Genomic DNA, 25,115 nt, shown 5'->3' on the forward strand with positions numbered 1-25,115 from the left:
CTCAGTCGAGCACCGGCAGCAGCTGGGGCAGATGCCCGTCCGACGCCTGTGCGGCCCGCTGCCGCTCCGCCGCGACGTCCCCGTACAGGGTGGTGCGCGCCCTGGCAGGACGCCCGGCCGCATCCGCCACCTCGATCAGGTCCTTCACCGACTTGTACGAGCCGTACGACGAGCCCGCCATACGGGAGATGGTCTCCTCCATGAGCGTCCCGCCGACGTCGTTCGCGCCCGAGCGGAGCATCTCGGCCGCGCCCTCCGTGCCCAGCTTCACCCAGCTGGTCTGGATGTTGGGGATGTGCGGGTGCAGGAGCAGCCGGGCCATTGCCGTGACCGCGCGGTTGTCCCGCATGGTCGGGCCCGGGCGGGCGATCCCCGCGAGGTAGACCGGCGCGTTGGTGTGCACGAACGGCAGCGTCACGAACTCGGTGAAGCCGCCCGTGCGCTGCTGGATGCCCGCGAGGGTGCGCAGGTGCCCGAGCCAGTGCCGGGGCTGGTCGACATGGCCGTACATCATCGTCGAGGACGAGCGGATGCCCAGCTCGTGGGCCGTCGTCACGACGTCGATCCAGTCGGCCGCGGGCAGCTTGCCCTTGGTGAGGATCCAGCGGACCTCGTCGTCGAGGATCTCGGCGGCCGTGCCCGGGATGGTGTCGAGGCCGGCCTCCTTGGCGGCGGTCAGCCACTCACGGACCGACATGCCGGTGCGGGTCGCGCCGTTGACGACCTCCATAGGTGAGAAGGCGTGCACATGCATGCCCGGGACGCGCTCCTTCACGGCCCGCGCGATGTCGAAGTACGCCGTGCCCGGCAGGTCCGGGTGGATGCCGCCCTGCATGCAGACCTCCACCGCGCCGACGTCCCAGGCCTGCTGGGCCCGGTCGGCGACCTGGTCGAGGGAGAGGGTGTAGGCGTCGGCGTCCGTACGGCGCTGGGCGAAGGCGCAGAAGCGGCAGCCGGTGTAGCAGACGTTGGTGAAGTTGATGTTGCGGGTGACGATGTAGGTGACGTCGTCGCCGACGGCCGACTTGCGTACGTCGTCGGCGACCCGGGCGAGGGCGTCCAGCGCCGGGCCGTCCGCGTGCAGCAGGGCCAGCGCCTCGTCGTCGGTGAGCCTGGTGGGGTCGTCGGCCGCCGTGCGCAGGGCCTGCCGTACGTCGGTGTCGATGCGCTCGGGGACCATGCCCGGGGCGGCGGCCTCGCGCAGGGCGCCCCAGTCGCCGTACACCTCGTCGAAGTCGTCCCGGCGGTCCGACGTACGGCCCTCGGAGTCGATCGAGGCGTGCAGGTCGGTACGGCCGGACGCGACGAAGACCTCCTCCGGCTCCTGCCACGGCAGGCCCTCGGGCAGGGCCTCGGGGCGGGCGAGCCCCGTCTCCGGGTCGGCCAGCGCGGCCACGTGCGGGCGCAGCCGCGGGTCCAGCCAGGGCTCGCCGCGCCGCACGAACTCCGGGTACACGCACAGGCGCTCGCGCAGTTCGAAACCGGCCGCGCGGGACTTCTCGGCGAGCTGCTCGATCTGCGGCCAGGGGCGCTCGGGGTTGACGTGGTCGATGGTGAGCGGGGAGACCCCGCCCCAGTCGTCGATACCGGCGCCGATCAGCCGCTCGTACTCGTCGTCGACGAGGTTGGGCGGGGCCTGGATGCAGCCCGAGGGGCCCATGAGGAGCCGGGCGACGGCCACCGTGGCGACCAGTTCGTCGAGTTCCGCGTCGGGCATGCCGCGCATCGCGGTGTCCGGCTTGGCGCGGAAGTTCTGGATGATCAGTTCCTGGACGCCGTGGTAGGCCCGGGACACCTTCCGCAGCGCGAACAGCGACTCGGCGCGCTCCTCGTAGGTCTCGCCGATGCCTATGAGGATCCCGGAGGTGAAGGGGACGGAGGAGCGTCCGGCGTCCTCGAGGACCCGCAGGCGGACTGCGGGCTCCTTGTCGGGCGAGCCGTGATGCGGGCCGCCCGGCTCCGACCAGAGGCGGGTCGCGGTCGTCTCCAGCATCATGCCCATGCTGGGCGCGACCGGCTTCAGACGCTGGAAGTCCGTCCAGCTCATGACGCCCGGGTTCAGATGCGGGAGCAGTCCCGTCTCCTCCAGGATGCGGACGGAGATGGCACGGACGTAGGCGAGGGTGTCGTCGTAGCCGTGCGCGTCGAGCCACTCGCGCGCCTGAGGCCAGCGGTCCTCCGGCTTGTCGCCGAGGGTGATGAGGGCTTCCTTGCAGCCGAGGGCCGCGCCCTTGCGGGCGATGTCCAGCACCTCGTCCGAGGACATGAACATCCCGTGGCCCTCCCGACGCAGCTTGCCCGGGACGGTGACGAACGTGCAGTAGTGGCACTTGTCCCGGCACAGCCGCGTCAGCGGGATGAAGACGCTCTTCGAGTACGTGATGACGCCGGGGCGGCCGGCCGCCTCCAGGCCCGCGTCCCGCACCCGGGCGGCCGAGGCCGCCAGGTCCTCCAGCCGCTCACCCCGCGCCTGGAGCAGCACCGCCGCCTCGGCGACATCGAGCGAGACGCCGTCCCTGGCCCGTTTCAGGGCGCGACGCATGGAGTTCTCGGTGGGGCCGGTTCCGGAGGTCGCGGAAGTCGTCATCCTTCGAGCATACGAGTGCGCTGATCAGGCTCATGGGAGCCCCGTCAGTGGAAGGCCAGCCACCCTATGCCCAGGGCCGAGGTGAGTCCGGCGGCGGCGACGGCGGCCGGCCTGTTGCGGTGCAGGGCGAACCAGACCAGCGCGGCGGTCACCAGCACGGCCGTCGTGCCGATCGCGGCGCGCAACAGCCCCTGGCTGTAGCCGAACTCGGTGAAATGGCGCAGGAGCCAGGAAAACCAGGCAAGCCTCATGAGGCTCTCCCCCCGTGGAGACAGAGAGCCGGACGCGTCACGCCGTTCGGCGCGGTGGTCGGCCGCGCACCCGTGTGCACCCGACTCGGTTGCTGACCGGCAGTTTAGTAGGAGAAGCCAACCGCGCTGCCGGGCAGGGGAGTTGTCAGAGGTATCCGGCGAGGCCGTCCAGAGTCTTCAGCACCTCCGCCTCCCCCGCCGGAGGCAGCTGCGCCACGACCTCCTCGATGCCGAGGTCGGCGTAGTGGGCGAGCTTGCCCGGGCTGGGGTGGACGGCGTAGGGGACGACCTGGAGGGCCCGGGGGTCGCGGCCGGCGTCGGCCCAGGCGGCGCGCAGGACCGGCAGCGCCTCGCCGAGGCCGCGGCCGCCGATCGGCAGCCAGCCGTCGGCGTACTCGCTGATGTGGGCGAACAGCTTGGGCCCGGCGGCCCCGCCGACGAGCGTGCGCGGGCCGGTGACCGGGCCGCGCGGTTTCTGCACGGGCTTCGGATACGCGTGGCTGGCCCGGACACCGCCGAACTCGCCCTCGTGGGCGACCGGCTCCTGCGACCACAGGGCCCGCATCAGCGCCATCCGGTCCCGGACCAGCTCGCGCCGGTTGCTCCACCGCACGCCGTGGTCGGCGGCCTCCTCGACGTTCCAGCCGAAGCCCAGCCCGAGGGTGAACCGGCCGCCGGAGAGATGGTCGAGGGTCGCGACCTGCTTGGCCAGGTCGATCGGGTCGTGCTGGGCGACGAGCGTGATGCCCGTGCCGAGCCCGAGCCGCTCGGTGACGGCGGCGGCCTGGCCGAGGGCCACGAACGGGTCGAGGGTGCGGCCGTACTCGGGCGGCAGCTCACCGCCCGCCGGGTACGGGGTGGTCCGCTCGACGGGGATGTGGGTGTGCTCGGGCAGGTACAGCCCGGCGAATCCGCGGTCCTCCAGCTCCCGGGCGAGCCGGGTCGGGGTGATCGTCTCGTCGGTGAGGAAGATCGTCACGGCGATGCGCATGACCTCATCACTACCCGAGAGAGGACCGACTGTCGATACCGACCAGTCGGCACTTCGCAGCCGCCGTTTCGGCGAAAACCGCCGATCCCCTTCCCGTGCGCGGGAGTTCACGGCTGAATACCAGGGTTGTACGCACCACCCCCGCACCACCCATGCCTTGTCACCGACGACACCTTGGGAGCAGCAGCATGTGCGAGGACAGCCACGGCGGGCTCGGCCGGCGCGCTCTGTTCGTGACGGGAGCGGCGGCCGCGCTTACGTTGGGAAGCGTGAGCTTCGCTTCAGCGGCCGACGGGGACCAGGAGAGCAGGACCGTGCGCGGCACGCTGCCGCCCGGCTCCCCGGACTTCGTGTACGTGCCCGTCGAGGTCCCGGCCGGCGTCCGGGAGCTCAAGGTCGCCTACACCTACGACCGGCCGTCGGTCCCGGCCGGCACCACGGGCAACGCCCTCGACATCGGCGTCTTCGACGACCGCGGCACCGAGCTCGGCGGCCGGGGCTTCCGGGGCTGGTCGGGCGGGGCGCGCACCGAGTTCTTCCTCCGCGCGGACGACGCCACGCCGGGGTACCTCCCGGGCCCGGTGCGCGAGGGCACCTGGCACATCGCGCTCGGCCCGTACACGGTCGCCCCGCAGGGCCTGATCTACGAGATCACGATCACGCTGACGTACGGGGAGCCGGGCGAGGCCGTCCGGCCGGTGTATCCGCCGGAGCGCGCGAAGGGCCGGGGGCGGGCCTGGTACCGGGGCGACTGCCATCTGCACTCCTGGTACTCCGACGGCCGCCGCACCCCCGCCGAGATCGGGGAGCTGGCCCGGGCGGCCGGCCTGGACTTCATCAACTCCTCCGAGCACAACACGCATTCGGCGCACGCCCACTGGGCGGACGTGGCCGGGGACGACCTGCTCGTCCTGCTGGGCGAGGAGATCACCACCCGCAACGGGCACGTCGTCGCGCTCGGCACCGACCCGGGCACCTTCATCGACTGGCGCTACCGGGCCCGCGACAACCGCTTCGGCCGGTTCGCCCGGCAGATCCGCCGCGCCGGCGGCCTGGTCGTCCCGGCCCACCCGCACGCCACCTGCGTCGGCTGCAACTGGAAGTTCGGCTTCGGCGAGGCCGACGCGATCGAGGTGTGGAACGGCCCCTACACGCCCGACGACGAGATGGCGCTGGCCGACTGGGACAGCATGCTCGTGGCGTCCGTGCGGGAGGACGGGCGGGACGCGCGCGACGGGCGGGACGGGCGCGAGTGGATCCCGGCGATGGGCAGCAGCGACGCCCACCGCTCCCCGGACGCGGTGGGCAGCCCCCAGACGGTCGTCCTGGCCGACGACCTGACCCGGGAGGCCGTCCAGGAGGGCATCCGGGCGGGGCGGTCCTACATCGCCGAGTCCGCGCGGGTCGCGCTGTCGTTCCGGGCGTCCGGAGGTCGTGGCGAGCACGCGGGCATCGGCGAGCGCCTCACCGTCGGCCGCGACACCCCGGTCACGGTCCGCCTGGAGGTCACCGGCGCCCCGCGCTGCACGGTCCGCCTCGTCACCGACCAGGGCGTCCTCCACACCAGCGCCCCGCTGCCGGTGTCCGGCTCGGGCGTGGTCGAGTGGCGGACGACACCGTCGTACGCGGCGTACGTACGGGCCGAACTGCGCCACGAGGCGGCTGCGGGACCGCTGCCCGGGCCGCTGGCGGCGTTCACCAACCCGATCTTCCTGGGGCGCCGCTGAGGCCTGTCGCTCGGATCAGCGCGGCCGTGAGGTGCGGCGCCGCTCGACCGCCCTGCCCCCGCGACGCCGCGGAGATCCATCAGAAGCCCCCTGGTCCAGACACCGGGCCACCGCCTCCTCGATCCCCGCCGCGTCGGCACCCTCCGCCGCCCAGGCCACGTATCCGTCGGGCCGTACCAGGACGGTCGTCCGGCGGTCGCCCGCCCAGCGCTCCACGGTCAGCCACCCCTCACGGACACCGGGGCCTTCGTACGTCCCGGGCGTGATCAGCACGAACCGGCCACCGCGCAGCGCCTCGTGGAGCCGTCCGTCCTTCAGGGCGACGTCGGGGACGCGGGTGCCGGTGAGGCGGTGGGCGCCGCGGGGGGCGGGGTAGGCGTAGCCGATCCCGGTGATCTGCCCCAGGGCCTTGCGCTGGGCGGGCGGGGCCATGTCGACGAACGCGGAGACGAGGGCGCGGGCGGCACGCAGCAGCGGATTGCGCGCGCGGGCCAGCCGGACCAGTCCGCCACTGCTGCGCAGCACCGCCCTGCCGACCGGGTGGCGCTCGGCCTCGTAGCTGTCGAGGAGCCCTTCGGGCGCCCGGCCCTGGACGGCCGCGGCGAGCTTCCAGCTCAGGTTGGCGGCGTCCTGGAGTCCGGTGTTCATGCCCTGCCCGCCGGCCGGGGAGTGGATGTGCGCGGCGTCCCCGGCGAGGAAGACCCGCCCGACCCGGTAGTGCGGTGCCTGGCGCTCGTCACTGTGGAAACGGGAGAGCCAGCGGGCGTCGTGCATGCCGTGGTCGGTGCCCAGGGCACGGCGGGTGATCTCCTTGACCTCGTCGAGGTCGAGCGGGGCGTCGTCGGAGACCTCGTTGCGGCGGTTCCAGCCCATGACCCGGTACCAGCCGTCGCCGAAGGAGGCGATCATCGCGAAGGCGTCGCCGCGGCCGTTGACGGTGAGGACGCCCTCGGGCTTCTCGGCCAGCCGGACATCGGCCAGGATCAGCGACTTGATGACGGAGACACCGGGGAAGTCCAGGCCGATCGCCTCCCGCACGGCGCTCCGGTGACCGTCGGCGCCGACGACATAGGCCGCCCGGCGGGTGACGACCGCCCCGTCCGCGCCGCGCACGTCGAGGTCGACCCCGTCGTCGTCCTGCCGCAGCCCCACGACCTCGCTCTCGTACGCGAACTCCACCCCGGCCTCCCGGGCCCGCCGCTCCAGGAGCCGCTCGACCTCGTACTGCGGGGTGATGAGCAGGAACGGGAAACGCGAGGGCAGCGTGCTCAGATCGAGGGAGAGGCGGCGGAAGAGCCGCAGGCCGGTGATGGTGTCGCCGGTGGTGAGGAGTTCGCCGGCGAGGCCGCGGGCGTCGAGCTGCTCCAGGGTGCGGGCGTGCACTCCGAAGGCGCGGGAGAGGTTGCTGGTCTTGCGCGGTCGCTTCTCGACGAGGGTCACGGTGACGCCGGCTGTGGCGAGGTCGCCGGCGAGGAGGAGGCCGGTGGGGCCGGAGCCGACGACGATCACGGTGCGGTGGGTGGCGGTGCCGTTCATGGTGGCCTCCTGTTGCCAACGCTTGCTTGCCATCACCTGTTGCCAACACATGTTGGCCAACGCTCGTTGACGAAGATAGCGAGGCGCCAAGAGGGATGTCAACGAGCGTTGGCAAACAATTGTTGGCGAACGCTTGTTGACCTACACTCGTTGGCCTACGCTCGTTGGCATGAACGGCAGCGACAGCACCTCCACGGTTCCCGGCTCCGGTGCCCCCCGCCGCTCCGACGCCACTCGCGGCGCGATCCTCGCGGCGGCCCGCGAGCGCTTCGCGACCGACGGCTACGAGCGAGCCACCATCCGCGCCATCGCCAAGGACGCGAACATCGATCCGTCGATGGTGATGCGGTACTACCGCAACAAGGAGGGCCTCTTCGCGGCGGCCGTCGCCATCGACCTGCGGCTGCCGGACGTGAGCGGGGCGGACCGCCGGCCGGACGCGGGGCGGATCCTCGTCGAGCACTTCCTCGACATGTGGGAGAACAACGAGGTCCTCACCGCGCTGCTGCGGGTCGGCGTGACCAACCAGGCCGGGGCGGAGCGCATGCAGGGCATCCTGCGGGACCAGCTGCTGCCGGTCGCCCGGCAGGTGTGCCCCGACCCCGAGCAGGTCCCGGCACGGGCGGCACTCATGGCGTCGCAGCTGCTGGGCCTGGCGCTCACGCGGTACGTGCTGCGGATGCCGCCGGCGGTGGGGCTGGCGCGGGCGGAGATCGTGGAATGGCTGGCTCCGACGATCCAGCGGTACCTGACCGCGCCGAGTCCCTGAGGCCTGCCGGGCACTCGTATCCGCCGGGACCACGGGACCGGTAGGGCGCTGGAAGGCCGCCCAGTACAGGAGACCCGCCGGGCGCTGAAGCGGTCCCGTTGGAACACCGGCCGGACCGTAGGAAGATACCCGCGATGGAGCTTTGCACGAAGGAGACCTGCCGACGATGTCCCGCCGCACCGACCTGAGGTTCCGCGCGACCACGGCCGTCCAGCGCCGCCTCAACCCGCTCCTGCGCCGCCTCCCCCTCCAGACGGTCCTGGAGACGAGGGGCCGCGTCTCGGGGCTGCCCCGTCAGACACCGGTGGGCGGGCACCGCGTCGGCGGCTCCTTCTGGCTGGTGTCGGAGTTCGGCGAGAAGTCGCAGTACGTGCGCAACATCAAGGCGGATCCGCGGGTGCGGGTACGGATCCGCGGGCGGTGGCACGAGGGCACCGCGCATCTGATGCCGCAGGACGACCCGGTGGCGCGGCTGCGGGGGCTGCCTCGGGTCAACGGCCTGGGGGTGCGGGCCCTCGGGACGAATCTGCTGACCGTGCGGGTGGACCTGGACACCTGAGGGGTGTCACCCGGGCCACACGATCGCCTGCACCTCGCTGTAGGCGTGCAGCGCGTACGAGCCCACGTCCCGGCCGACGCCGCTCTTCTTGAAGCCGCCGAACGGCGCCTCCATGTTCCGCCCGACGGTGTTGACCCCTACGCCACCGGCCCGCAGTCGCCGCGCCACCCGGAACGCCCGGGCCACGTCTCCCGACCAGACGTAGTCGATGAGCCCGTAGTCGGTGTCGTTGGCGAGCGCGATGCCCTCCTCCTCGTCGTCGAAGGGGACGACGGCCACCACCGGCCCGAAGATCTCCTCGCGGACCACCCGCATGTCGTTGGTGCAGTCGGCGAGCAGGGTCGGGGCGACGTAGAAGCCCGAGGGCAGGTCCGGGCGTTCGCCGCCCGTCACCACCACCGCGCCCTCCTTCCGGCCCAGTTCGACGTACGACTCCACCCGGTCCCGGTGGCTCGCGGAGATCACCGGCCCGACCACGGTGTCCGGCTCGCGCGGGTCACCGACCTTCAACCAGCGTGCGTAGGAGGCCAGTTGTTCGACCAGCCGGTCGTAGATCCCCCGCTGTGCCAGCACCCGCGTCGGTGCCGTGCAGATCTGCCCGCTGTAGAAGGAGAAGGTGGTGCCGATCCCGGCCACGGCCGAGCCGAGGTCGGCGTCGTCGAAGACGAGCGCCGCGCCCTTCCCTCCCAGCTCCATCAACTGCCGTTTCATGTCGCGGCCGCACACCTCGGCGATGCGCTGCCCGACGGCCGTGGAGCCGGTGAAGCTGACCATGTCGACGTCCGGCGACGCCACGGCCGCCTCGCCGGTCTCGCCGCCCGAGCCGCTGACCACGTTCACCACGCCCGGCGGCACACCGGCCGCCTCCAGCGCCTGAGCCATCCGGTAGACCGACAGCGGGTCCTGCGGGGCCGGTTTCACCACGACCGTGTTGCCCATGGCCAGGGCGGGGGCGATCTTGCCGGCCGGGTTGGCCCAGGGGTTGTTGTACGAGGTGACGCAGGTGACGACCCCGACGGGCTGCCGGACGGCCAGGGCGCCCATCACACCCGCCTTTCCCATCGGCCCGGCCTCGTTGATCTGCGGCGGGATCGCCCACTCGGCGGGCTCCACGCGTGCGTAGCGCCGGAAGCGGGCGGCGGCGACGCCGACCTGCATGCCGCGCGCGGTGCCGGTGGTCGCACCGGTCTCGGCCCGGGCCAGCTCCGCGTACTCCTTCAGCCGCCCGGCGATGATCCCCGCCGCCCGCCCGAGCATCGCGGCCCGCTCCTCCGGTGGGGTGCGCGACCACGGCCCGAAGGCCTCGCGGGCCGCGGCACCGGCCGCGAGCACCTGATCCCGCGAGGCCTCCGGCGCCCACCCGACGGTCTGCTCGCTCGCCGGGTCGATCACCTCGTAGTGCCCGCCGTCCGGCTCCACCCAGGAGCCGCCGACGAACAGCGACTGCCGTGCCGTCACCTCGTGCTCACCGTCTCCGTGTCCCGCCCCGAGCGCAGCACCCGGCCCGGCACGGCCCCGGTCACCACGTCGTCCCGGATGGCCTCGACCCCGTTGACCCACACGGCCCGCACGCCGAGCGCCCGGGAGTCCAGCCGCGGGCTGTCACCCGGCAGGTCGTGCACCAGGGTGGCCGGGCCCGCGTCGATCCGCTCCGGGTCGAGCAGGACCAGGTCCGCGTGCCAGCCCTCCCGGATCTGCCCTCGCTCGCGCAGCCCGAAGAGCCGGGCCGGGTCGTCGGTCAGCATCTTCACGGCCTGTTCGAGCCCGACCAGTTTCCGGCCCCGCAGGCAGTCCCCGAGGAACCGGGTGGTGTACGGCGCCCCGCACATCCGGTCCAGATGGGCGCCCGCGTCGGACCCGCCGAGCAGCACGTCCTCGTGCTGCCAGGTCTCGGCCCGCAGGGCCCAGGACGCCGGGTCGTTGTCGGTCGGCATGGGCCACAGCACGGTGCGCAGCCCGTCGTTGACGCAGATCTCCACCAGGCACGCGAAGGGCTCCTGCCCGCGCTCCTCGGCGATGTCCCTCACCACGCGCCCGGTCAGCCCGGCGTTCGCCTCGCTGTAGGTGTCGCCGACGACGTACCGCCCGAAGTTCGACAGCCGCCGGAAGACACCCGCCTCCTTGGACTGCGCCCGCCGCAGCAGCTCGGCCCGCACGTCCGGGTCCCGCAGCTTCTCGATCCGCTCGGGCACGGGCAGCCCGAGGACCGGCCCCCACCCGGGGATGAGGTTGAGCGCGCAGAAGGTCCCCAGCGACATGTTCATCGGCGTGAGGATCGGCATGGTGAGGGCCACGACCCTGCCGCCCGCCTTCCTCGCCTGCTCGCTCGCCAGGAGCTGCCGGGGCACGCGCTCGGGAACGGCCGCGTCGATCGTCAGCACGTTCCAGTTCAGCGGCCGTCCCGCCACCGCGCTCATCTCCACGAACAGGTCGATCTCGGCGTCGCTGAACTGATCCAGACAGCCCGCGACGATCGCCTCGATCTGTGTGCCCTCGCACTCCCCGACGGCCCGCGACAGCGCCAGCAGTTCGGCCGGCTGGGCGTGCCGTGAGGCGACGGGCTGCCCGTCGCCGTCGGAGTGGCTGCTCGACTGGGTGGTGGACAGCCCCCAGGCCCCGGCGTCCATGGCCTCCCGCAGCAACCGCACCATCGCGGCGAGCTGCTCCTGGCTCGGCTGCCCGCCCACCGCCTCCGGGCCCATCACGTACCGCCGCAGCGCACAGTGCCCCACCATGAACCCGGCGTTGACGGCGATCCGCCCCTCCAGGGCGTCCAGGTACTCCCCGAAGGAGTGCCAGCTCCAGGGCGCCCCCTCCTCCAGCGCCACCAGCGCCATGCCCTCGACCCTGGACATCATCCGCCGCGTGTAGTCGGCGTCCTCGGGCCGGTCGGGGTGCAGCGGCGCGAGCGTGAACCCGCAGTTGCCGCCCGCGACGGTGGTGACGCCGTGGTTGAGCGAGGGGGTGGCGTACGGGTCCCAGAAGAGCTGGGCGTCGTAGTGGGTGTGGGGATCGACGAAGCCGGGGGTGAGGACGAGGCCGGCGGCGTCCTCGACCGACCGGGCTTCCTCGCCGACCGTCCCGACGGCGGCGATACGCCCGTCCTGTATGCCGACGTCGGCGGTGTACGCCGGGGCGCCCGTCCCGTCCACGACGGTCACACCCCGGATGACGTGATCGAGCATGAGCTTCTCAACTCCCTCAGGTTCGTTGCCCCTAAGGGGCGCGGGGCTGTGTCGATGTGCGGCCCCGTCGCGTGGGCGCGACAAGCCACGACGGACCCGCACCCGCCAACGGCGATCAGGCAGCACCCCGGAACCGCGAAGTCCGATGCACAGGATCCGTATCGATCTTGGGAATCACGTGCTCCCCGACCAGCCGGATCGTCTGCAGCGTCTCCTCCTTCGGCACCCCCACCGGCAACCCGAAGCTCAGCTGGTCCGCCCCGGCCTGCTCCCACCGCTTGCACTGCCGCAGCACCTCGTCCGGATCCCCGCAAATCAGCAGCTCCTCCTCGATGAGCACCTCCACGAGCTCCTCGGTGTACTCCGGCAACGTCTCCGGCCACACCGGGAACCCCTCGGGCCGGGGGAACGTGTCGTGGTACCGGAACACCAGCGAGGGCAGATAGTGCAGTCCCCCGCTCGCGGCGATCCGCACCGCCTCCTCATGGGTCGGCGCGCAGATCGCCGTGGTCGTCACCATCACGTTGTCGTTCACGAAGTCCCCGACGGGCTCCGCGTCCACGATCGCCGTCTTGTACTGCTCCAGCACCCACTCCATGTCGGAGACCTTCTGCACGCTGAAGCCGAGCACGCCGAGCCCCTTCTTCGCGGCCATGGCGTACGACGGCGGCGACCCGGCCGCGTACCACATCGCCGGGTGCGAGCCGCCGTACGGCTTCGGCAGGACCTTCCTCGGCGGCAGCGACCAGTGCTTGCCCTGGAAGCCCTGGTACTCGTCCTGGAGCCACATCCTGGGGAACTCGGCGATGGTCTCTTCCCAGAGTTCCTTGGTGTGGTTCATGTCGGTCACCCCCGGCATGAACCCGAGGATCTCGTGCGACCCGGCGCCCCGCCCGCTGCCGAACTCGAACCGGTTGCCGCTGAGGTGGTCGAGCATCGCGACCTTCTCGGCGACCTTCACCGGGTGGTTGACCGGGGCGAGCGGGTTGAAGATGCCCGAGCCCAGGTGGATCCGCTCGGTCGCGTGGGCCAGGTACCCGAGGAAGACGTCGTTGGCGGAGAGGTGCGAGTACTCGTCCAGGAAGTGGTGCTCGGAGGCCCAGGCGTACTTGAAGCCGGACCGGTCCGCCTGGATGACGTACTCGGTCTCCTCCATCAGCGCCTTGTGCTCGGCGAGCGGGTCGGTCTCGGCGCGCTTGCCGACGTATCCCTGAACGAAGATGCCGAATTCCAAGGAGGTTCACCGCCCCACGGTCAGTTCTGACGATGCGTCAGATTAGTGAGTCCGACTGTTCCACCGGCCCTCATGAGCGTCAATAGCTGATGGAGCGTCAGATAACGCTGACGCCCGCCAGCCATCCGCCGTCGATCACGAACGGCTGCCCCGTGATGTACGAGGAGTCCTGCGAGGTCAGGAACAGCGCGAGCCTGGCCACCTCCTCGGGCCGCCCGGCCCTGCCCAGCGGCACGAGCTTGCGGTACAGCCGGTCGAGCCCCTTCGCCGTCTCCTCCAGGTCGGCGTCCGGATCCAGCCGGGCCGGGTTGGACATCGCCGTGTCGATGGCCCCGGGGCAGACGGCGTTGACGCGTATCCCCCGCCCGGCCAGTTCCAGGGCGGCGACCCGGGTGAGACCGACCACGGCGTGCTTGGTCGCCGCGTAGGCGCCCACCGCGGCCATCCCGGTCAGACCCGTGTAGGAGGCGGTGTTGACGATCGTGCCGCCGTCGGCCATCTCCGGTGCGACCGCCCTGATACCGAGGAAGCAGCCCACCTGGTTGACCTGGACGACCCGCATGAACTCGTCGAGGGGTGTGTCGAGGAGGGAGTTGAAGCGCAGGATGCCGGCGTTGTTGACGAGCCCGTCGACGTGGCCGTACGCGTCCTTGGTGGCGGTGACGGCGGCCTGCCAGTCGTCCTCGCGGCCGACGTCGAGATGGACGTACCGTGCGCCGATCTCCTTCGCGAGGGCCTCTCCCTGGTCGTCGAGCACGTCCGCGACGACCACCCGGGCCCCCTCGGCCGCGAACAGCCGGGCCTCCTGCTCACCCTGGCCGCGTGCGGCGCCGGTGACGATGACGGCCCGTCCGTCGAGCTTGCCCATTACGGCCCCCTTCACGGTGGACACGGTGGACTGCGCATCGTAACGGCATACCTGACGATACGTCAGATACAAGCTTGGGGCGTTGCCGAGGCGAATCTCACGTGACCGGCAAGTAGGGATGTTTGACCCTGTCGGGGGCGATCAGGACCGTCCAGGATCTGGCTCATGGCCAAGAGGAGACTGAAGAACAGGAAGATCAGGACCGTCGCGATCGGATCGGCTCTCGTGACCGGCGGAGCCGTGGCCACGGTACTGCTGCCGTCGGCGAACGCCGCCGACGAGAAGACGCCCGAGCAGATCATGACGATGTGCCAGCGGGCGAAGGTACTCAACGGCAAGCAGCAGTCCATCTTCGATTTCGGCGGCCACCCGATCGCCGGACCGGGATTCGCTTCGGACAACTGCGAGTTCATCGAGACGGACTTCGAGACCTTCGACGGACCGACCGAAAAGGCCTCCATCGACTTCCCCAACTGCGAACCCAACGCCACTGGACCGGCGAAGATATCGGTCACCTGGTCGGCCACGACGACACAAGGCCAGGGCAGATACACCGTCACCCAGCAGGGCGGCGGCGGAGGGCTCTTCGGAGCCCTGAGCGGCTCCTGGCTCAAGCACAAGGGCACCCTCGACCTCACCCTGAAGTCGGCGACCGCCAGTGACACGGAAGAGCGGGAGGTGCCGGTCGGCAAGGTGCTCCACATGGAGTTCACGCCCAAGATGCAGCGCATGACGGGCGAATGGCGGGTGCGGATCGACGCCCGCGAGGCGACGACGACCACCAACGCCACGCCGGAACAGAACTTCGTGGCACCGGAGGTCGTCGAGGGGCCGGTCCTGCTTCCGGGCGCCGCAGGCGCGCCCGGCGTCGCGGACGGCACATCCAGGCCCGTGCTGACCGATTGCTGACACCCCGCGCACCCCTTCCCCCACCCCCTTTCCCCACAGGAGAACCCCATGACAAGCGCCGGCCGCAAGAGAAGCCACCGGAGCAGGAAGAAGCGCATCACCCTCGCCCTGGCCCCGGTGGCGGCCGTCGCGGTGGCCGTACCGCTGATGAACCCGGCCGGTGCCGCCACCCCTTCCGAAGTGAGCGCCGACTGTTCGGCGGACTCCGACAAGCTGGAGAACTGCGAGTTCGTCGACGTCCAGTTCAAACGGGACAGCCTCGGGCCGAACCAGCGGGTCTCCCCGGTGTCCGACAACTGCGGATCGACGAGCACCGCCTCGAAGACGTTCAACGTGAGCACGTCCGTCACCAGGGTCATTCAACTGGAGGACGGATTCACGGCCGGCGCCGACACGAAACTCGGCAACTCCTTCTTCGAGATCGGCCTGAAGTTCAGCACCTCGGACATCAACATCACGCGTGACGACAAGGCGACCGGCCTGGCGTTCAGCAGGACGGACACCGTGCAGGCGGACAGCATCGCCTTCTTCATGTGGTCCGCGAAACGCACCGACGTGAGCGGATTCCTGCGGGCCACGTACAAGGAGCCGCAGGACGGCCAGAAGGTGTTCTTCTCGCCGAGTGAGGGCGGCACGAGTGTGCACGTCTTCTATCCGCAGATCCTGAAGAACGGCACCCCCGACGGGCGCCTGTGGCTGCGCAACGTGAAGTGCGGGACGCCGGAGGCCGCGGGGCTGCTGAACTCCACACGCGCCCTCAGGTCCGAACCGGGCTTCGGTGAGGGCGGCGAGAACGTCACCGACGTCGACATCCCGCTCTCGGAGATACCGGCGCCGTAGCCGGGCGTACCGGAGGTTCTCAGACGCGAAGCACGGGCGCGGCTCCCAGCCACCTCAGGACCGCGTCCGTGCTGCCGCGCGCGTCCAGCTTGGCGTAGATGTTGCTGAGGTTGTTGCGCACCGTCTTCTCGCTCAGCCGTAACCGCAGCCCGATCTCCTTGGCGCCCAGCCCGGTCGACAACAGTTCCATGATCTGGCGCTCGCGCGGGGAGAGCAGCGTCCGCAGCCGCTCCATCGCCGCCCCGCCTTCGGACACCCGCCGCAGTCCTTCCCGCAGGGCCGCGCAGGCCGCCGGGGAGAGACAGGTGTGCCCGGCCGTGGCCCCCACGACGGCTGAGGAGAGCATGCGGGGGCAGTGGTCACCCTCGACCAGATAGCCCGCTCCCGCGCGGAAGACCTCGATGATCGTCCTGTAGTCCCGGCGAGGACTGACGACGATCACCGGAGCCGCCGTACGCCCGCGTACGGCGGGCAGACCCGACGCCGTGTCCGACGGATCCTCGCAGCGCAGGATCACCACTTCCACGCCCCGGAGAGTCCGGAGCTCCTCGAAGGGCGGAGTCACCCGCACCGTCCGCCCCACGCACGGATCGTCCGGTGCCGGCCAGCCGGTGTGCGGCCAGGCGCCCTCGGGGCAGGCGAGGGCGACGGAGACTGACTGGGAAGTACGCACGTCGTTGTGTCCTTCCACCGGATCCGTGGGTCCGTACGTGCGTAGATACGCGACGCGACGCGGATATGTTCAATCTTTCAAGGACCCTCGGCCCCCTGGTCGACGGCTGCGTGCTTCAGGTCCACGGGTTCGCGGAGCACGGCGTCGCGGTGGCGGCCCCGGTGGCGGGCATCTCCGGGACGATCAGCTTCTGGCCGGGGCTCAGCACGGGTTCGTCCAGGAAGTTGAGCGCCATGAGGTAGGGGACGTTCGTCCGGTACCGGCAGGCGAGTTCGGGCAGGGTGACGTTCGGCGGCACCCGGATCGTGCGGTGGGAGACGACGTCCTGGCCACTCGGGCTGGGCAGGGGCAGGCAGACGTACTGGTACGGCCGGTACCCGGGAGGGCACGTCGGTGTTCGCGGCTCCAGGGTGAGTGTGTACGCCGGTGGCGTGGTGCGATCCGGCGGCGGGACATGAGAGATCCGGTAGCTGCCGTAGAAGAGCAGCAACGTCACCGCGGACGCCAGGAAGGCTCCCACCTGGAGCTTTCGCGGCGGGCCGGCGCGGCGTCCCCGGCCGGCCGACTCGGCGGGCCGGGCCGGGCCGGCGGCCCGGGACGGAACACCGGCGGCGGGACCGGCAAAGGCGAGCGGGGCCTCCAGGGCGACCTCACAGCGCAGCAGCGCGGACCGGAGCCGGGCCACCTGCCCGGGGTACTCGACCGCGCCGGCCACCGCCTCCAGTGCCGTGACCGCGTCGGTGTCAGCCGGGACCGGCACCCCGGGCCGCCCGGTCCAGTCGGCCCGCCAGCCCGCCCGGCCGGCGTCGACCAGGCTCTGGCCCACGAGCACCCGAAGAGCGACCGCGGACGGCTCCTCGCCGAGATCACCCCACTGCCGGGCACCCCAGCGGACGTCCCGCAGCGCCTGCGCCAGTTCCTCGCCCCGGCCCGCTTCGACGAGGTCCAGGACACCGCCGAGCGTCCGGCGGGAGCGCGCGAGGAGTCCCAGGGCCGCGTCCAGATCCGTCACGGCACGAACGGTTCGCCACTCCTCCGCCCGGGCCCGCCATTCCCGCCAGGGAATCGTGGAGACTTCCCCGTCCGGTGGCGCCGCCTCGGACAGCAGCGCGGTCAGCACACCGGTCGGCAGGGTGCCCGAGGGGCCGAGCAGCGCCGTGGCGGCTCGTGGGTCACCGTGGTCCGGCGACGACGGGCGCCGCTGAAGCGCCTGGAGCCGCTCGCGGAGCGGCGGGTGGGAGTCGAACAGCCGCCGCCGCTCCTGCGGGCGCTCCCGGCACCGGCGGTCCAGCACCGCGCGGTACCCGGCGTCGGTGAACATCGCGGTGAAGGCGGCCATCGGGTCGTCGGGCAGCCTGCCGGCCTCGGCCATGGGGGTGAGGTAGCGGGCGCGGAAGTCATCCCAGGCCCCGGTGACCGCGCCGATGGCGCACAGGGCGTCGGCCGTCGCCCGGCCCCCCGCGACCGAGGCGGCCGCCGCGTCGGCCTCCAGCTCCTGGCGGCGCCGGACCGCGAAGGACAACGCCCGGTACATCCAGGCGTACGCGGAGACCGTCAGATGCTGGAATCCGGTGTAGACGGTGACGACGGGGTTGCCCACCTCGGGGCGTGCGAAGCTCTGTTGTGCGCGGTCCAGCGCGACCGCCCCCTGGTACACGGTCGCGGCGAAGCGGGTGTGGCCGTGCGAGTAGTGGCCCAGTTCGTGGCAGAGCACCGCGCGCAGTTCGTCCGCCCGCAACGCGGCCAGCAGCGGCAGCCCGACGTACAGGCACCGGCCGCCGCCCTGGGAGGGGCCCTCGCCGACCGCCGCGTTCGGCTCCAGGGTGACGCGGATGTCCGTGGGGATCGGCGCGTCCACCGCGTCCGCCAGCTCCATCACCGTCTCCCACAGCCCGGGGGCGTCGTCCAGGTCGACCGGCGTGGTCCCGGGACGGGGCCGGTGGCGGTCCGGCACGAAGACCTTCGTCAGCGCCAGAGCGGCCAGCACGCCGAACACGGCGTAGAACGGCGACATCGGCCAGCCCCACCGGGTCTCCGGATCGAACATGATCCGCATCATCTGCGTGCCGAAGACGGCGTAGCCCACGGTCAGTGCGACGGCCAGCAGGTAGAAGCCCACCACCAGGGTCAGCGCGAGCAGGGAGCGCAGGGCCGCCGTCACGTCCGGTCCCCCGTCCCCTCGGGCCCGGTCGCCCGGGTCGCCCCGGCCGTCCCGGTCACGGCGGCGAGCACCGCGTCCAGCGCGTCCGACCGGGCGGCGACCCCTCCGCGCAGCCACAGCTCGGTGCGCCGCAGCACCCCGGCCAGCGGATCCGCCGGCTCCCCCGCCGCGATCCGGTGCGCGGCGGGAGCGTCCCGGAAGGCGCCGGACGGCACCAGTTCGTCCCAGCCGTGCAGTCCGTCCCGGTCGCCCCCGCCCTCGTCGTCCACCATGCCGAGCCCCTTCTCGAGGTGCCTGCGGGCGTTGAACACACCAGCCGCGACCGAGCCCCGCCGCAGGCCCAGTTCCTCGGCGATCTCCGCCTGCGTCATCCCCTCCAGACAGTGCAGGACCAGCACGGTCCGCTGCCGGGGCGGCAGCCCGGCCAGGGCGGACAGCACGGCGCGCGCCTCAGCCGTCTGTTCCACGCTCGCCGTCGGCGGCGGCTGGGGCAGCCGGGTCTCGGCCGAGCGGCGCCGAGCACGACGGCGGTCGGCCGCCCACAGCCGCTGGCGGACCACCCGGTACACCCAGGCGTCGGGCGCGTCGTAGGCACGCAGCCGCTCCCAGCGGCGGAACGCCTCCGCGTACCCCTCCTGGACGGCGTCCTCGGCGTCCTGGCGGTGGCCGCACAGCAGGAGGGCACGTGCCAGCATGCCGGGATACGAGCGCTCGAAGAAGCCCGCGAATCCCCCGTCGGCCGTCCCGCCGGCCTCTTCGGTCTCCGCCCTCTGTGTCGTCATCCGCGCGCGTCCTCTCCCCGAGCCTGCCTCAGCGCCAGTCGTGCGCGGTCCGCTCCGCGGTGTTCCAGGACGAGTCCGTCGTGTCCGCAGGCCCGGGCCAGCACCACGAGCCGCCGCCGTTCCCGGCACATCAGGCAGAAGATCAGCACCCTCGGGAACGCCGTCACCACGCCCACCAGGGCCACCACGGTTACCGTGTCACGCATCGGGCAAGCACTCTCCTGTGTCCGGGGACGAATGGTGTGTCCTGCCCAGTAACAGCACCTGAGCGGCAGAGTGTTTACCCGCACTTCGGGAATTCCCGCACGACGCCCCTGCGACACCCGGTAACGGTGCGTCACGGCCCGCCGGTATGCGTCCTCAGCGGTCCTTGCACTGCGAGCGTCCGAACAGGTCGCGTGGTCCGGTGCCGTGCATCGCAAGGCGCCGGAGGACCCTGGACGGGGTACCCCCTCCTCGTGGGGGTCCGGCGCGGCGCCAGGCCGCGTGCCCCGGGCGCTCGCAGGGCGAGGACCCCTCAGAGCAGCGGCCCCACCTCGGCCCCGAACGCGGCGACCTGGTCCACGAGTTCGCGCCTGCCCCGGCTGCGGAACCGCACCTGGATCTGGTGCACACCCATCGCCCGGTACGCCCGCAGCGACTCGGCGAGCTCCTGCGGACCGCCGGTGAGGGTCCGGCGCCCCACGTCCCACCGGGGCGTGCCGACGTACAGCGGCTCGACGATGGCGCCCACGGTGAACGCGCCCTGGGCGCGGGCCTTCTCGCGCAACTCCCTGATGCGGGCGATCTGTGCGGGCAGCCGGTCCCTCGGATCGCCCTGCGGCAGCCACCCGTCGCCCTTCAGCGCGGCCCGTCGTACGGCGGCGGGCGAGGAGCCGCCGACCCACAGGGGGACCCGGTCCTGCGCCGGCCGGGGCCGCTGCCCGAGCCCTTCGAAGTCGTACAGCTTGCCGTGGTGTTCGGGGAACTCGTCGGGTCCGAGGGCGGCGCGCAGGGCGTCGACGCACTCGTCGAGCACGGCCCCGCGCCCGCGGAAGTCGACGCCCAGGGCGTCGAACTCCTCCTGGACGTGTCCGGCGCCGACCCCGAGGACCAGCCGGCCGCCACTGAGGTGGTCGAGGGTGGCGTACTGCTTGGCGGTGAGCAGCGGGTGCCGCAGCCCGACGATCGCGACGTGGCTGAGCAGCCGGACGCGTTCGGTGGCTGCGGCGAGGAAGGCGAGCGTGGCGACGGGGTCGTACCAGACGGTGCTCATGGCGGCGGCGAGCCGGCGGGGGATGCCGACGTGGTCGCAACCGGCGAGGTAGTCGAACCCGGCCCGGTCGGCGGCGCGGGCGATCTCCAGCAGGTCCTCCGGCCCGGCCTCCGCCTCCCACCCCTCGGCGTAGAGGGTGCTCTGCGACTGGACGGGAAGCTGCATCCCGTACCGCAGGCTCACCGCGCACCACCGCCGCCCGGCCACAGCCCCTCGGCCGTGAGCCCGAGCAGCTCGATGGCGTTCCCCCGCACGATCCGCTCGACCACGTCGGGCTCCAGGTGCCCCATCTGCGCCTCGCCGACCTCGCGGGACTTGGGCCAGGTGGAGTCGGAGTGCGGGTAGTCGGTCTCGTAGAGGACGTTGCCGACGCCGATGGAGTCGAGGTTGCGCAGTCCGAAGGCGTCGTCGAAGAAGCAGCCGTAGACGTGTTCGGCGAACAGCTCCGACGGCGGCCGGTGCACCTTGTCGGCGACGCCGCCCCAGCCGCGGTTCTCCTCCCACACCACGTCGGCCCGCTCCAGGATGTAGGGGATCCAGCCGATCTGCCCCTCGGCGTACATGACCTTGAGGTTCGGGAACTGCTCGAACTTGCCGCTCATCAGCCAGTCGACCATGGAGAAGCAGCAGTTGGCGTAGGTGATGGTGGAGCCGACGGCGGGTGGGGCGTCCGCGGAGGTGGACGGCATACGGCTGCTGGAGCCGATGTGCATGGCGACGACCGTGCCGGTCTCGTCGCACGCGGCGAGGAACGGGTCCCAGGCGTCGGTGTGGATGGAGGGCAGCCCGAGGAACGGCGGTATCTCGGAGAAGGCGACGGCACGGACACCGCGGGCGGCGTTGCGCCGGACCTCCGCCGCCGCCAGTTCGGCGTCCCACAGCGGGATGAGGGGCAGGGGGATGAGCCGCCCGTGCGCGTCCGGGCCGCACCACTCCTCCACCATCCAGTCGTTGTAGGCGCGTACGCAGAGCAGGCCCAGCTCGTGGTCCTTCGCCTCGGTGAAGGTCTGGCCGCAGAAGCGCGGGAAGGTCGGGAAGCACAGGGCGGACTGGACGTGGTTGACGTCCATGTCGGCCAGCCGCTCGGTGACGTCGTAGGAACCGGGCCGCATCTGCTCGTACGTGATGACCTCGAGCCTGATCTCGTCCCGGTCGTACCCGACCGCGGTGTCGAGCCGGGTCAGGGGCCGCCGGAGATCCTCGTAGACCCACCAGTCCCCGACGGGCCCGTCGTCCCCGGGCTGCCCCATGACCGGCTTGAAGCGGCCTCCGAGGAAGGTCATTTCCTTCACGGGAGCCCGGACGATCCGCGGCCCGACGCCCCGGTACTTCTCCGGAAGCCGGTCCTGCCAGACGTTCGCGGGCTCCACGGTGTGGTCGTCCACGGAGATGATCAGCGGAAACGTGCTGTCGTGGGTGTCCATGACGCTCACGGTAGCGCCGATCTGACGGGGCGTCAGCTATGTGTACAGGGGCTGATTCCGGCCATGATGGCCTGATGCACGCGGTCCGGACGGGCGCGCGCGGAGAGAGTGTGCAGACCTGGTGGGCTCCCGTGTGCCGCCCTGTGATCGGTGTCTCCCACGGCTGACGTATCCGCCGTCAACAAGGCAAACTGGCGTGGTTGCTCAGGATGTCTAGGGGGACTGCATGGACGGTGTACCGGACGGTGTGCCGCGCGTACCGGAGCAGCGGCGTTCCGACTCCACGCCGTCATCGCCCGGGTCGGCGACGACGGCTGAGCCGGAGAGGCCGGCCGAGCCCGTGACCCTGCGCTTCAGCGTGCTCGGCCCCGTGCGCGCCTGGCGCGGTGACGAGCAGGTCGCCACCGGCTCCCCCCAGCAACGCGCCCTGCTCGCCGCCCTGCTGCTGCGCGAGGGCCGGACGGCCACGGCGGCGGAGCTGATCGACGCCCTGTGGGGCGAGGAATCGCCCTCGCAGGCGCTGGCGGCGGTACGGACGTACGCCTCCCGGCTGCGCAAGGTGCTGGACCCGGGCGGCGAGGGACGCCGGCCGGACGGCGCCGCCGCCCTGGTCAGCGAGTCCGGCGGCTACGCGGTCCGCGGTCTCGCCGAGGGCGCCCTGGACCTCACCGTCGCCCAGGACCTGGCGACCGAGGCGGAGAAGGCCCGCTCCGCCGGCGACCTCTGCCACGCCCGCGACACCCTGCGCCGCGCCCTCGCCCTGTGGGACGGGGAGACCCTGGCCGGGGTGCCGGGCCCGTACGCGGAGGCCCAGCGCGTCCGGCTGGAGGAGTGGCGGCTCCAGCTCGTCGAATCGCGCCTGGACATGGACCTGGAGCAGGGCTGCCATGCCGAGGCCGTCTCGGAGCTCACGGCCCTCACGGCGGCCCATCCGCTCCGGGAGCGGCTGCGCGAACTGCTGATGCTGGCGCTCTACCGCAGCGGCCGCCAGGCCGAGGCACTGGCCGTGTACGCCGACACCCGCCGCCTGCTCGCCGACGAACTCGGCGTGGACCCGCGCCCCGGTCTGAGCGAGCTGCAGCAGCGGATCCTCCAGGCGGACCCCGGACTGGCGGAGCCCTCCTCCCCGGCGCCCGAGCCGGTGTCCGTCCCGGTCCGCCCGGCCCAACTTCCGGCCACCGTGCCGGACTTCACCGGACGCTCCGGCTTCGTGCGGGAACTGGGCGACATCCTGGCCGGCGCCGAGGGCCGCGTCATGGCGGTCTCGGCCCTGGCCGGCATCGGCGGCGTCGGCAAGACGACCCTCGCGGTGCACGTGGCCCACCAGGCGCGCGCGGCGTTCCCGGACGGGCAGCTCTACGTCGATCTGCAGGGCGCGGGTGCCCGGGCGGCGGAGCCGGAGACGGTGCTGGGCTCCTTCCTGCGCGCCCTCGGCACGGCCGACTCGGCGATCCCCGACTCCCTGGAGGAGCGCTCGGCCCTGTACCGCTCGGTCCTGGCCGGCCGCCGCGTGCTGGTCCTGCTGGACAACGCCCGGGACGCCGCCCAGGTGCGTCCCCTGCTACCCGGCACGGACGGCTGCGCCGCGCTGGTCACCTCCCGGGTGCGGATGGTGGACCTGGCGGGCGCCCACCTGATCGACCTCGACGTGATGTCCCCGGACGAGGCGCTGGCGCTGTTCACGAAGATCGTGGGCGAGGAGCGGGTGGCGTCCGAGCGCAAGGCCGCCCTGGACGTGGTGGCGGCCTGCGGTTTCCTGCCGCTGGCGATCCGCATCGCGGCGTCCCGCCTGGCGGCCCGCCGCACCTGGACGGTGTCGGTCCTCGCGGCGAAGCTCGCCGACGAGCGCCGCCGCCTGGACGAACTCCAGGCCGGCGACCTGGCCGTCAAGGCGACCTTCGAGCTCGGCTACGGCCAGCTGGAGCCCGCCCAGGCCCGCGCGTTCCGCCTGCTCGGCCTGGCGGACGGCCCCGACATCTCCCTCTCCGCCGCGGCGGCGGTCCTGGACCTCCCGGTCGAGGACACGGAGGACCTGCTGGAGTCCCTCGTGGACACCTCCCTCCTCGAATCGGCGGCCCCCGGCCGCTACCGCTTCCACGACCTGGTGCGGCTCTACGCGCGTGCCTGTGCGGAAAGGGACGAACTGCCGCCCAGCGAGCGGGACTCGGCGCTGAGCCGGCTGCTCGACTTCTATCTGGCGTCCGCGGCCGGGGTGTACGCGCTCGAGCGGCCGGGCGACCGGCTGGTGGATCATCTGGAGCCCACGTCGTATCCGGGGCTGCGCTTCGAGAACCGGCACGCGGCGCAGGACTGGCTGTACGCGGAGGCCATCTGCCTCCTCGCGTGCGCACGGCAGTCCGCGGGGCGGCCGGAGACCCTGCCCCGGGCGATCGACATGCTGTGGGCCGCGCACGACCTCTCCGAGTCGGGTGCCAACTCCCGGGAGTACGAGGCGACGGCCGGGGCGCTCGTCGGCGCGGCCCGGTCGCACGGCCTCGGGCGGGCGGAGGCGCGAGCGCTGATGACGCTCGTCAACGTCCACCATGTGAGCGGCCGTTTCGAACGGGCCGAGGAGGAGGCGGAACGGGCGATCCGCCTCGCGCAGGAGTCCGACGACCTGCTCCCCGTCTGCTGGGCGCGCAACGCGCGCGGCATCATCGCGCTGTACCAGAACCGGCACGAGGACGGCGAGGAACACCTGTCCCGGGCCATCGAGCACTTCCGGGCCCTGGGCGACCGCCCCGGCGAGGCCTCCGCGCTCTGCAACCTCTCCCGGATCCACCTCGCGACCGGGCGGACCCAGAGCGCGGTCGCGCTGGCCCAGGAGGGCATCGGCATCTACGACGTCATGGGCAACTCGATGCGTGGGGCGAACGCCCGCTACGCCCTCGGGCTCGCCCTCACCCAGAGCGGGGAACTCGGCAACGCGGCCGACCGGCTCCAGGAGGCGCTGGAGGTGTTCCGCGACAGCAGGCAGCGCCTCTGGGAGGGCATGAGCCTGTTCCGGCTGGCCGAGGTGGACCTCGCCGCCCGGCGCGCGGCGCGGGCCGCCGCCAACGCCGAGATGGCGCTCACGGTGCTCCGCGGGATCGGCGGGGAGTGGCGGCGGGGCAACGTCCTCACGGTCCTCGGACGCGCCCTCAGCGGCATCGGCCAGACCGGCCGGGCCCAGGTCTGCTGGCAGGAAGCCGCCGGCATCTACGAGGAGCTGGGCTCGCCCGAGGCCGCCGAGGTGCGTGCGCTGCTGTCCCCGGTGCAGGCGGCCTGAGGCATCGCGGAGGCGTTCATCATTCGTTTATCGCCCCACGCCATGATGGACGTAGTCGATCCGTCGCGTCGGGGGGCAGACGGGTCGCTGCAGGGC

Annotated in this window: 20 protein-coding genes; 6 read left to right on the top strand and 14 right to left on the bottom strand. The window is 72.2% G+C overall.

Annotated features, from left to right (window positions below; translation table 11 throughout):
- Position 1: 1 nt before the first annotated feature.
- The 3 genes from G3I77_RS15530 to G3I77_RS15540 form a co-directional block, all read right to left on the bottom strand.
- Positions 2–2,587, bottom strand: coding sequence for a bifunctional FO biosynthesis protein CofGH (locus tag G3I77_RS15530; protein WP_248504142.1), 2,586 nt, complete (start codon positions 2,585–2,587; stop codon positions 2–4).
- Positions 2,588–2,631: 44 nt separating this feature from the next.
- On the bottom strand, positions 2,632–2,838 hold the full coding sequence (locus G3I77_RS15535) for a hypothetical protein (RefSeq protein WP_248504143.1): 207 nt from the start codon (positions 2,836–2,838) through the stop codon (positions 2,632–2,634).
- 145 nt (positions 2,839–2,983) lie between these two features.
- Positions 2,984–3,829, bottom strand: a complete 846-nt coding sequence (locus G3I77_RS15540; RefSeq protein ID WP_248504145.1) for an LLM class F420-dependent oxidoreductase — start codon at positions 3,827–3,829, stop codon at positions 2,984–2,986.
- Positions 3,830–4,017: 188 nt separating this feature from the next.
- Here G3I77_RS15540 and G3I77_RS15545 point away from each other — a divergent pair, with 188 nt between their 5' ends.
- Complete coding sequence (locus G3I77_RS15545; protein WP_248504147.1) at positions 4,018–5,556, top strand: CehA/McbA family metallohydrolase; 1,539 nt, start codon at positions 4,018–4,020, stop codon at positions 5,554–5,556.
- Between the two features lie 15 nt (positions 5,557–5,571).
- On the opposite strand, the gene G3I77_RS15550 is transcribed toward G3I77_RS15545, so the two are convergent.
- Entirely contained in the window at positions 5,572–7,092 is a 1,521-nt protein-coding gene (locus G3I77_RS15550) for an FAD-dependent monooxygenase (protein ID WP_248504149.1), read from the bottom strand.
- Between the two features lie 169 nt (positions 7,093–7,261).
- Here G3I77_RS15550 and G3I77_RS15555 point away from each other — a divergent pair, with 169 nt between their 5' ends.
- Both G3I77_RS15555 and G3I77_RS15560 read left to right on the top strand, forming a co-directional pair.
- A complete protein-coding gene (locus G3I77_RS15555; protein WP_248504151.1) occupies positions 7,262–7,861 on the top strand; it encodes a TetR family transcriptional regulator in 600 nt (199 codons plus the stop codon).
- Between the two features lie 166 nt (positions 7,862–8,027).
- Positions 8,028–8,420: a nitroreductase/quinone reductase family protein gene (locus G3I77_RS15560; RefSeq protein ID WP_248504153.1), complete on the top strand. Its 393-nt coding sequence runs from the start codon at positions 8,028–8,030 to the stop codon at positions 8,418–8,420.
- Positions 8,421–8,426: 6 nt separating this feature from the next.
- Here the strand turns inward: G3I77_RS15560 and G3I77_RS15565 are convergent, their stop codons facing one another.
- The 4 genes from G3I77_RS15565 to G3I77_RS15580 form a co-directional block, all read right to left on the bottom strand.
- On the bottom strand, positions 8,427–9,878 hold the full coding sequence (locus G3I77_RS15565; protein WP_248504155.1) for an aldehyde dehydrogenase family protein: 1,452 nt from the start codon (positions 9,876–9,878) through the stop codon (positions 8,427–8,429).
- Positions 9,875–11,605 carry an amidohydrolase family protein gene (locus tag G3I77_RS15570; protein WP_248504157.1) on the bottom strand — a complete coding sequence of 577 codons (1,731 nt, stop codon included), beginning with the start codon at positions 11,603–11,605 and terminating at the stop codon, positions 9,875–9,877. Before G3I77_RS15570 ends, G3I77_RS15565 begins: the two co-directional genes overlap by 4 nt.
- A 115-nt stretch (positions 11,606–11,720) precedes the next feature.
- A complete protein-coding gene (locus G3I77_RS15575; protein ID WP_248504158.1) occupies positions 11,721–12,839 on the bottom strand; it encodes an LLM class flavin-dependent oxidoreductase in 1,119 nt (372 codons plus the stop codon).
- Positions 12,840–12,936: 97 nt separating this feature from the next.
- Positions 12,937–13,707 (bottom strand): SDR family NAD(P)-dependent oxidoreductase, encoded by a 771-nt coding sequence (locus G3I77_RS15580; RefSeq protein ID WP_248504263.1) that lies wholly within the window; start codon positions 13,705–13,707, stop codon positions 12,937–12,939.
- A gap of 165 nt (positions 13,708–13,872) precedes the next feature.
- On the opposite strand from G3I77_RS15580, the gene G3I77_RS15585 reads away from it, so the two are divergent.
- Complete coding sequence (locus G3I77_RS15585; RefSeq protein ID WP_248504159.1) at positions 13,873–14,616, top strand: hypothetical protein; 744 nt, start codon at positions 13,873–13,875, stop codon at positions 14,614–14,616.
- A 48-nt stretch (positions 14,617–14,664) separates the two neighbouring features.
- Positions 14,665–15,456: a hypothetical protein gene (locus G3I77_RS15590; RefSeq protein ID WP_248504160.1), complete on the top strand. Its 792-nt coding sequence runs from the start codon at positions 14,665–14,667 to the stop codon at positions 15,454–15,456.
- Positions 15,457–15,475: 19 nt separating this feature from the next.
- Here G3I77_RS15590 and G3I77_RS15595 read toward each other — a convergent pair whose 3' ends face one another.
- The 6 genes from G3I77_RS15595 to G3I77_RS15620 form a co-directional block, all read right to left on the bottom strand.
- Positions 15,476–16,129: a response regulator transcription factor gene (locus G3I77_RS15595; protein ID WP_248504161.1), complete on the bottom strand. Its 654-nt coding sequence runs from the start codon at positions 16,127–16,129 to the stop codon at positions 15,476–15,478.
- A 115-nt stretch (positions 16,130–16,244) separates the two neighbouring features.
- Complete coding sequence (locus G3I77_RS15600) at positions 16,245–18,290, bottom strand: M48 family metalloprotease (protein ID WP_248504162.1); 2,046 nt, start codon at positions 18,288–18,290, stop codon at positions 16,245–16,247.
- Positions 18,287–19,072, bottom strand: coding sequence for an RNA polymerase sigma factor (locus tag G3I77_RS15605; RefSeq protein WP_248504163.1), 786 nt, complete (start codon positions 19,070–19,072; stop codon positions 18,287–18,289). The genes G3I77_RS15600 and G3I77_RS15605 overlap by 4 nt, the downstream gene beginning before the upstream one ends.
- Positions 19,069–19,278: a hypothetical protein gene (locus G3I77_RS15610; RefSeq protein ID WP_248504164.1), complete on the bottom strand. Its 210-nt coding sequence runs from the start codon at positions 19,276–19,278 to the stop codon at positions 19,069–19,071. The genes G3I77_RS15605 and G3I77_RS15610 overlap by 4 nt, the downstream gene beginning before the upstream one ends.
- Positions 19,279–19,589: 311 nt before the next feature.
- Entirely contained in the window at positions 19,590–20,492 is a 903-nt protein-coding gene (locus G3I77_RS15615) for a TIGR03619 family F420-dependent LLM class oxidoreductase (RefSeq protein WP_248504166.1), read from the bottom strand.
- Positions 20,493–20,506: 14 nt separating this feature from the next.
- Positions 20,507–21,751 (bottom strand): amidohydrolase family protein, encoded by a 1,245-nt coding sequence (locus tag G3I77_RS15620; protein WP_248504168.1) that lies wholly within the window; start codon positions 21,749–21,751, stop codon positions 20,507–20,509.
- A 226-nt stretch (positions 21,752–21,977) separates the two neighbouring features.
- Between G3I77_RS15620 and G3I77_RS15625 the strand changes: the two genes are divergently transcribed.
- Positions 21,978–25,019, top strand: coding sequence for an AfsR/SARP family transcriptional regulator (locus G3I77_RS15625; RefSeq protein ID WP_248504170.1), 3,042 nt, complete (start codon positions 21,978–21,980; stop codon positions 25,017–25,019).
- The last annotated feature ends 96 nt before the right edge of the window (positions 25,020–25,115 follow it).

The sequence above is a fragment of the Streptomyces sp. D2-8 genome, from assembly GCF_023184515.1.
Lineage (GTDB): Bacteria > Actinomycetota > Actinomycetes > Streptomycetales > Streptomycetaceae > Streptomyces.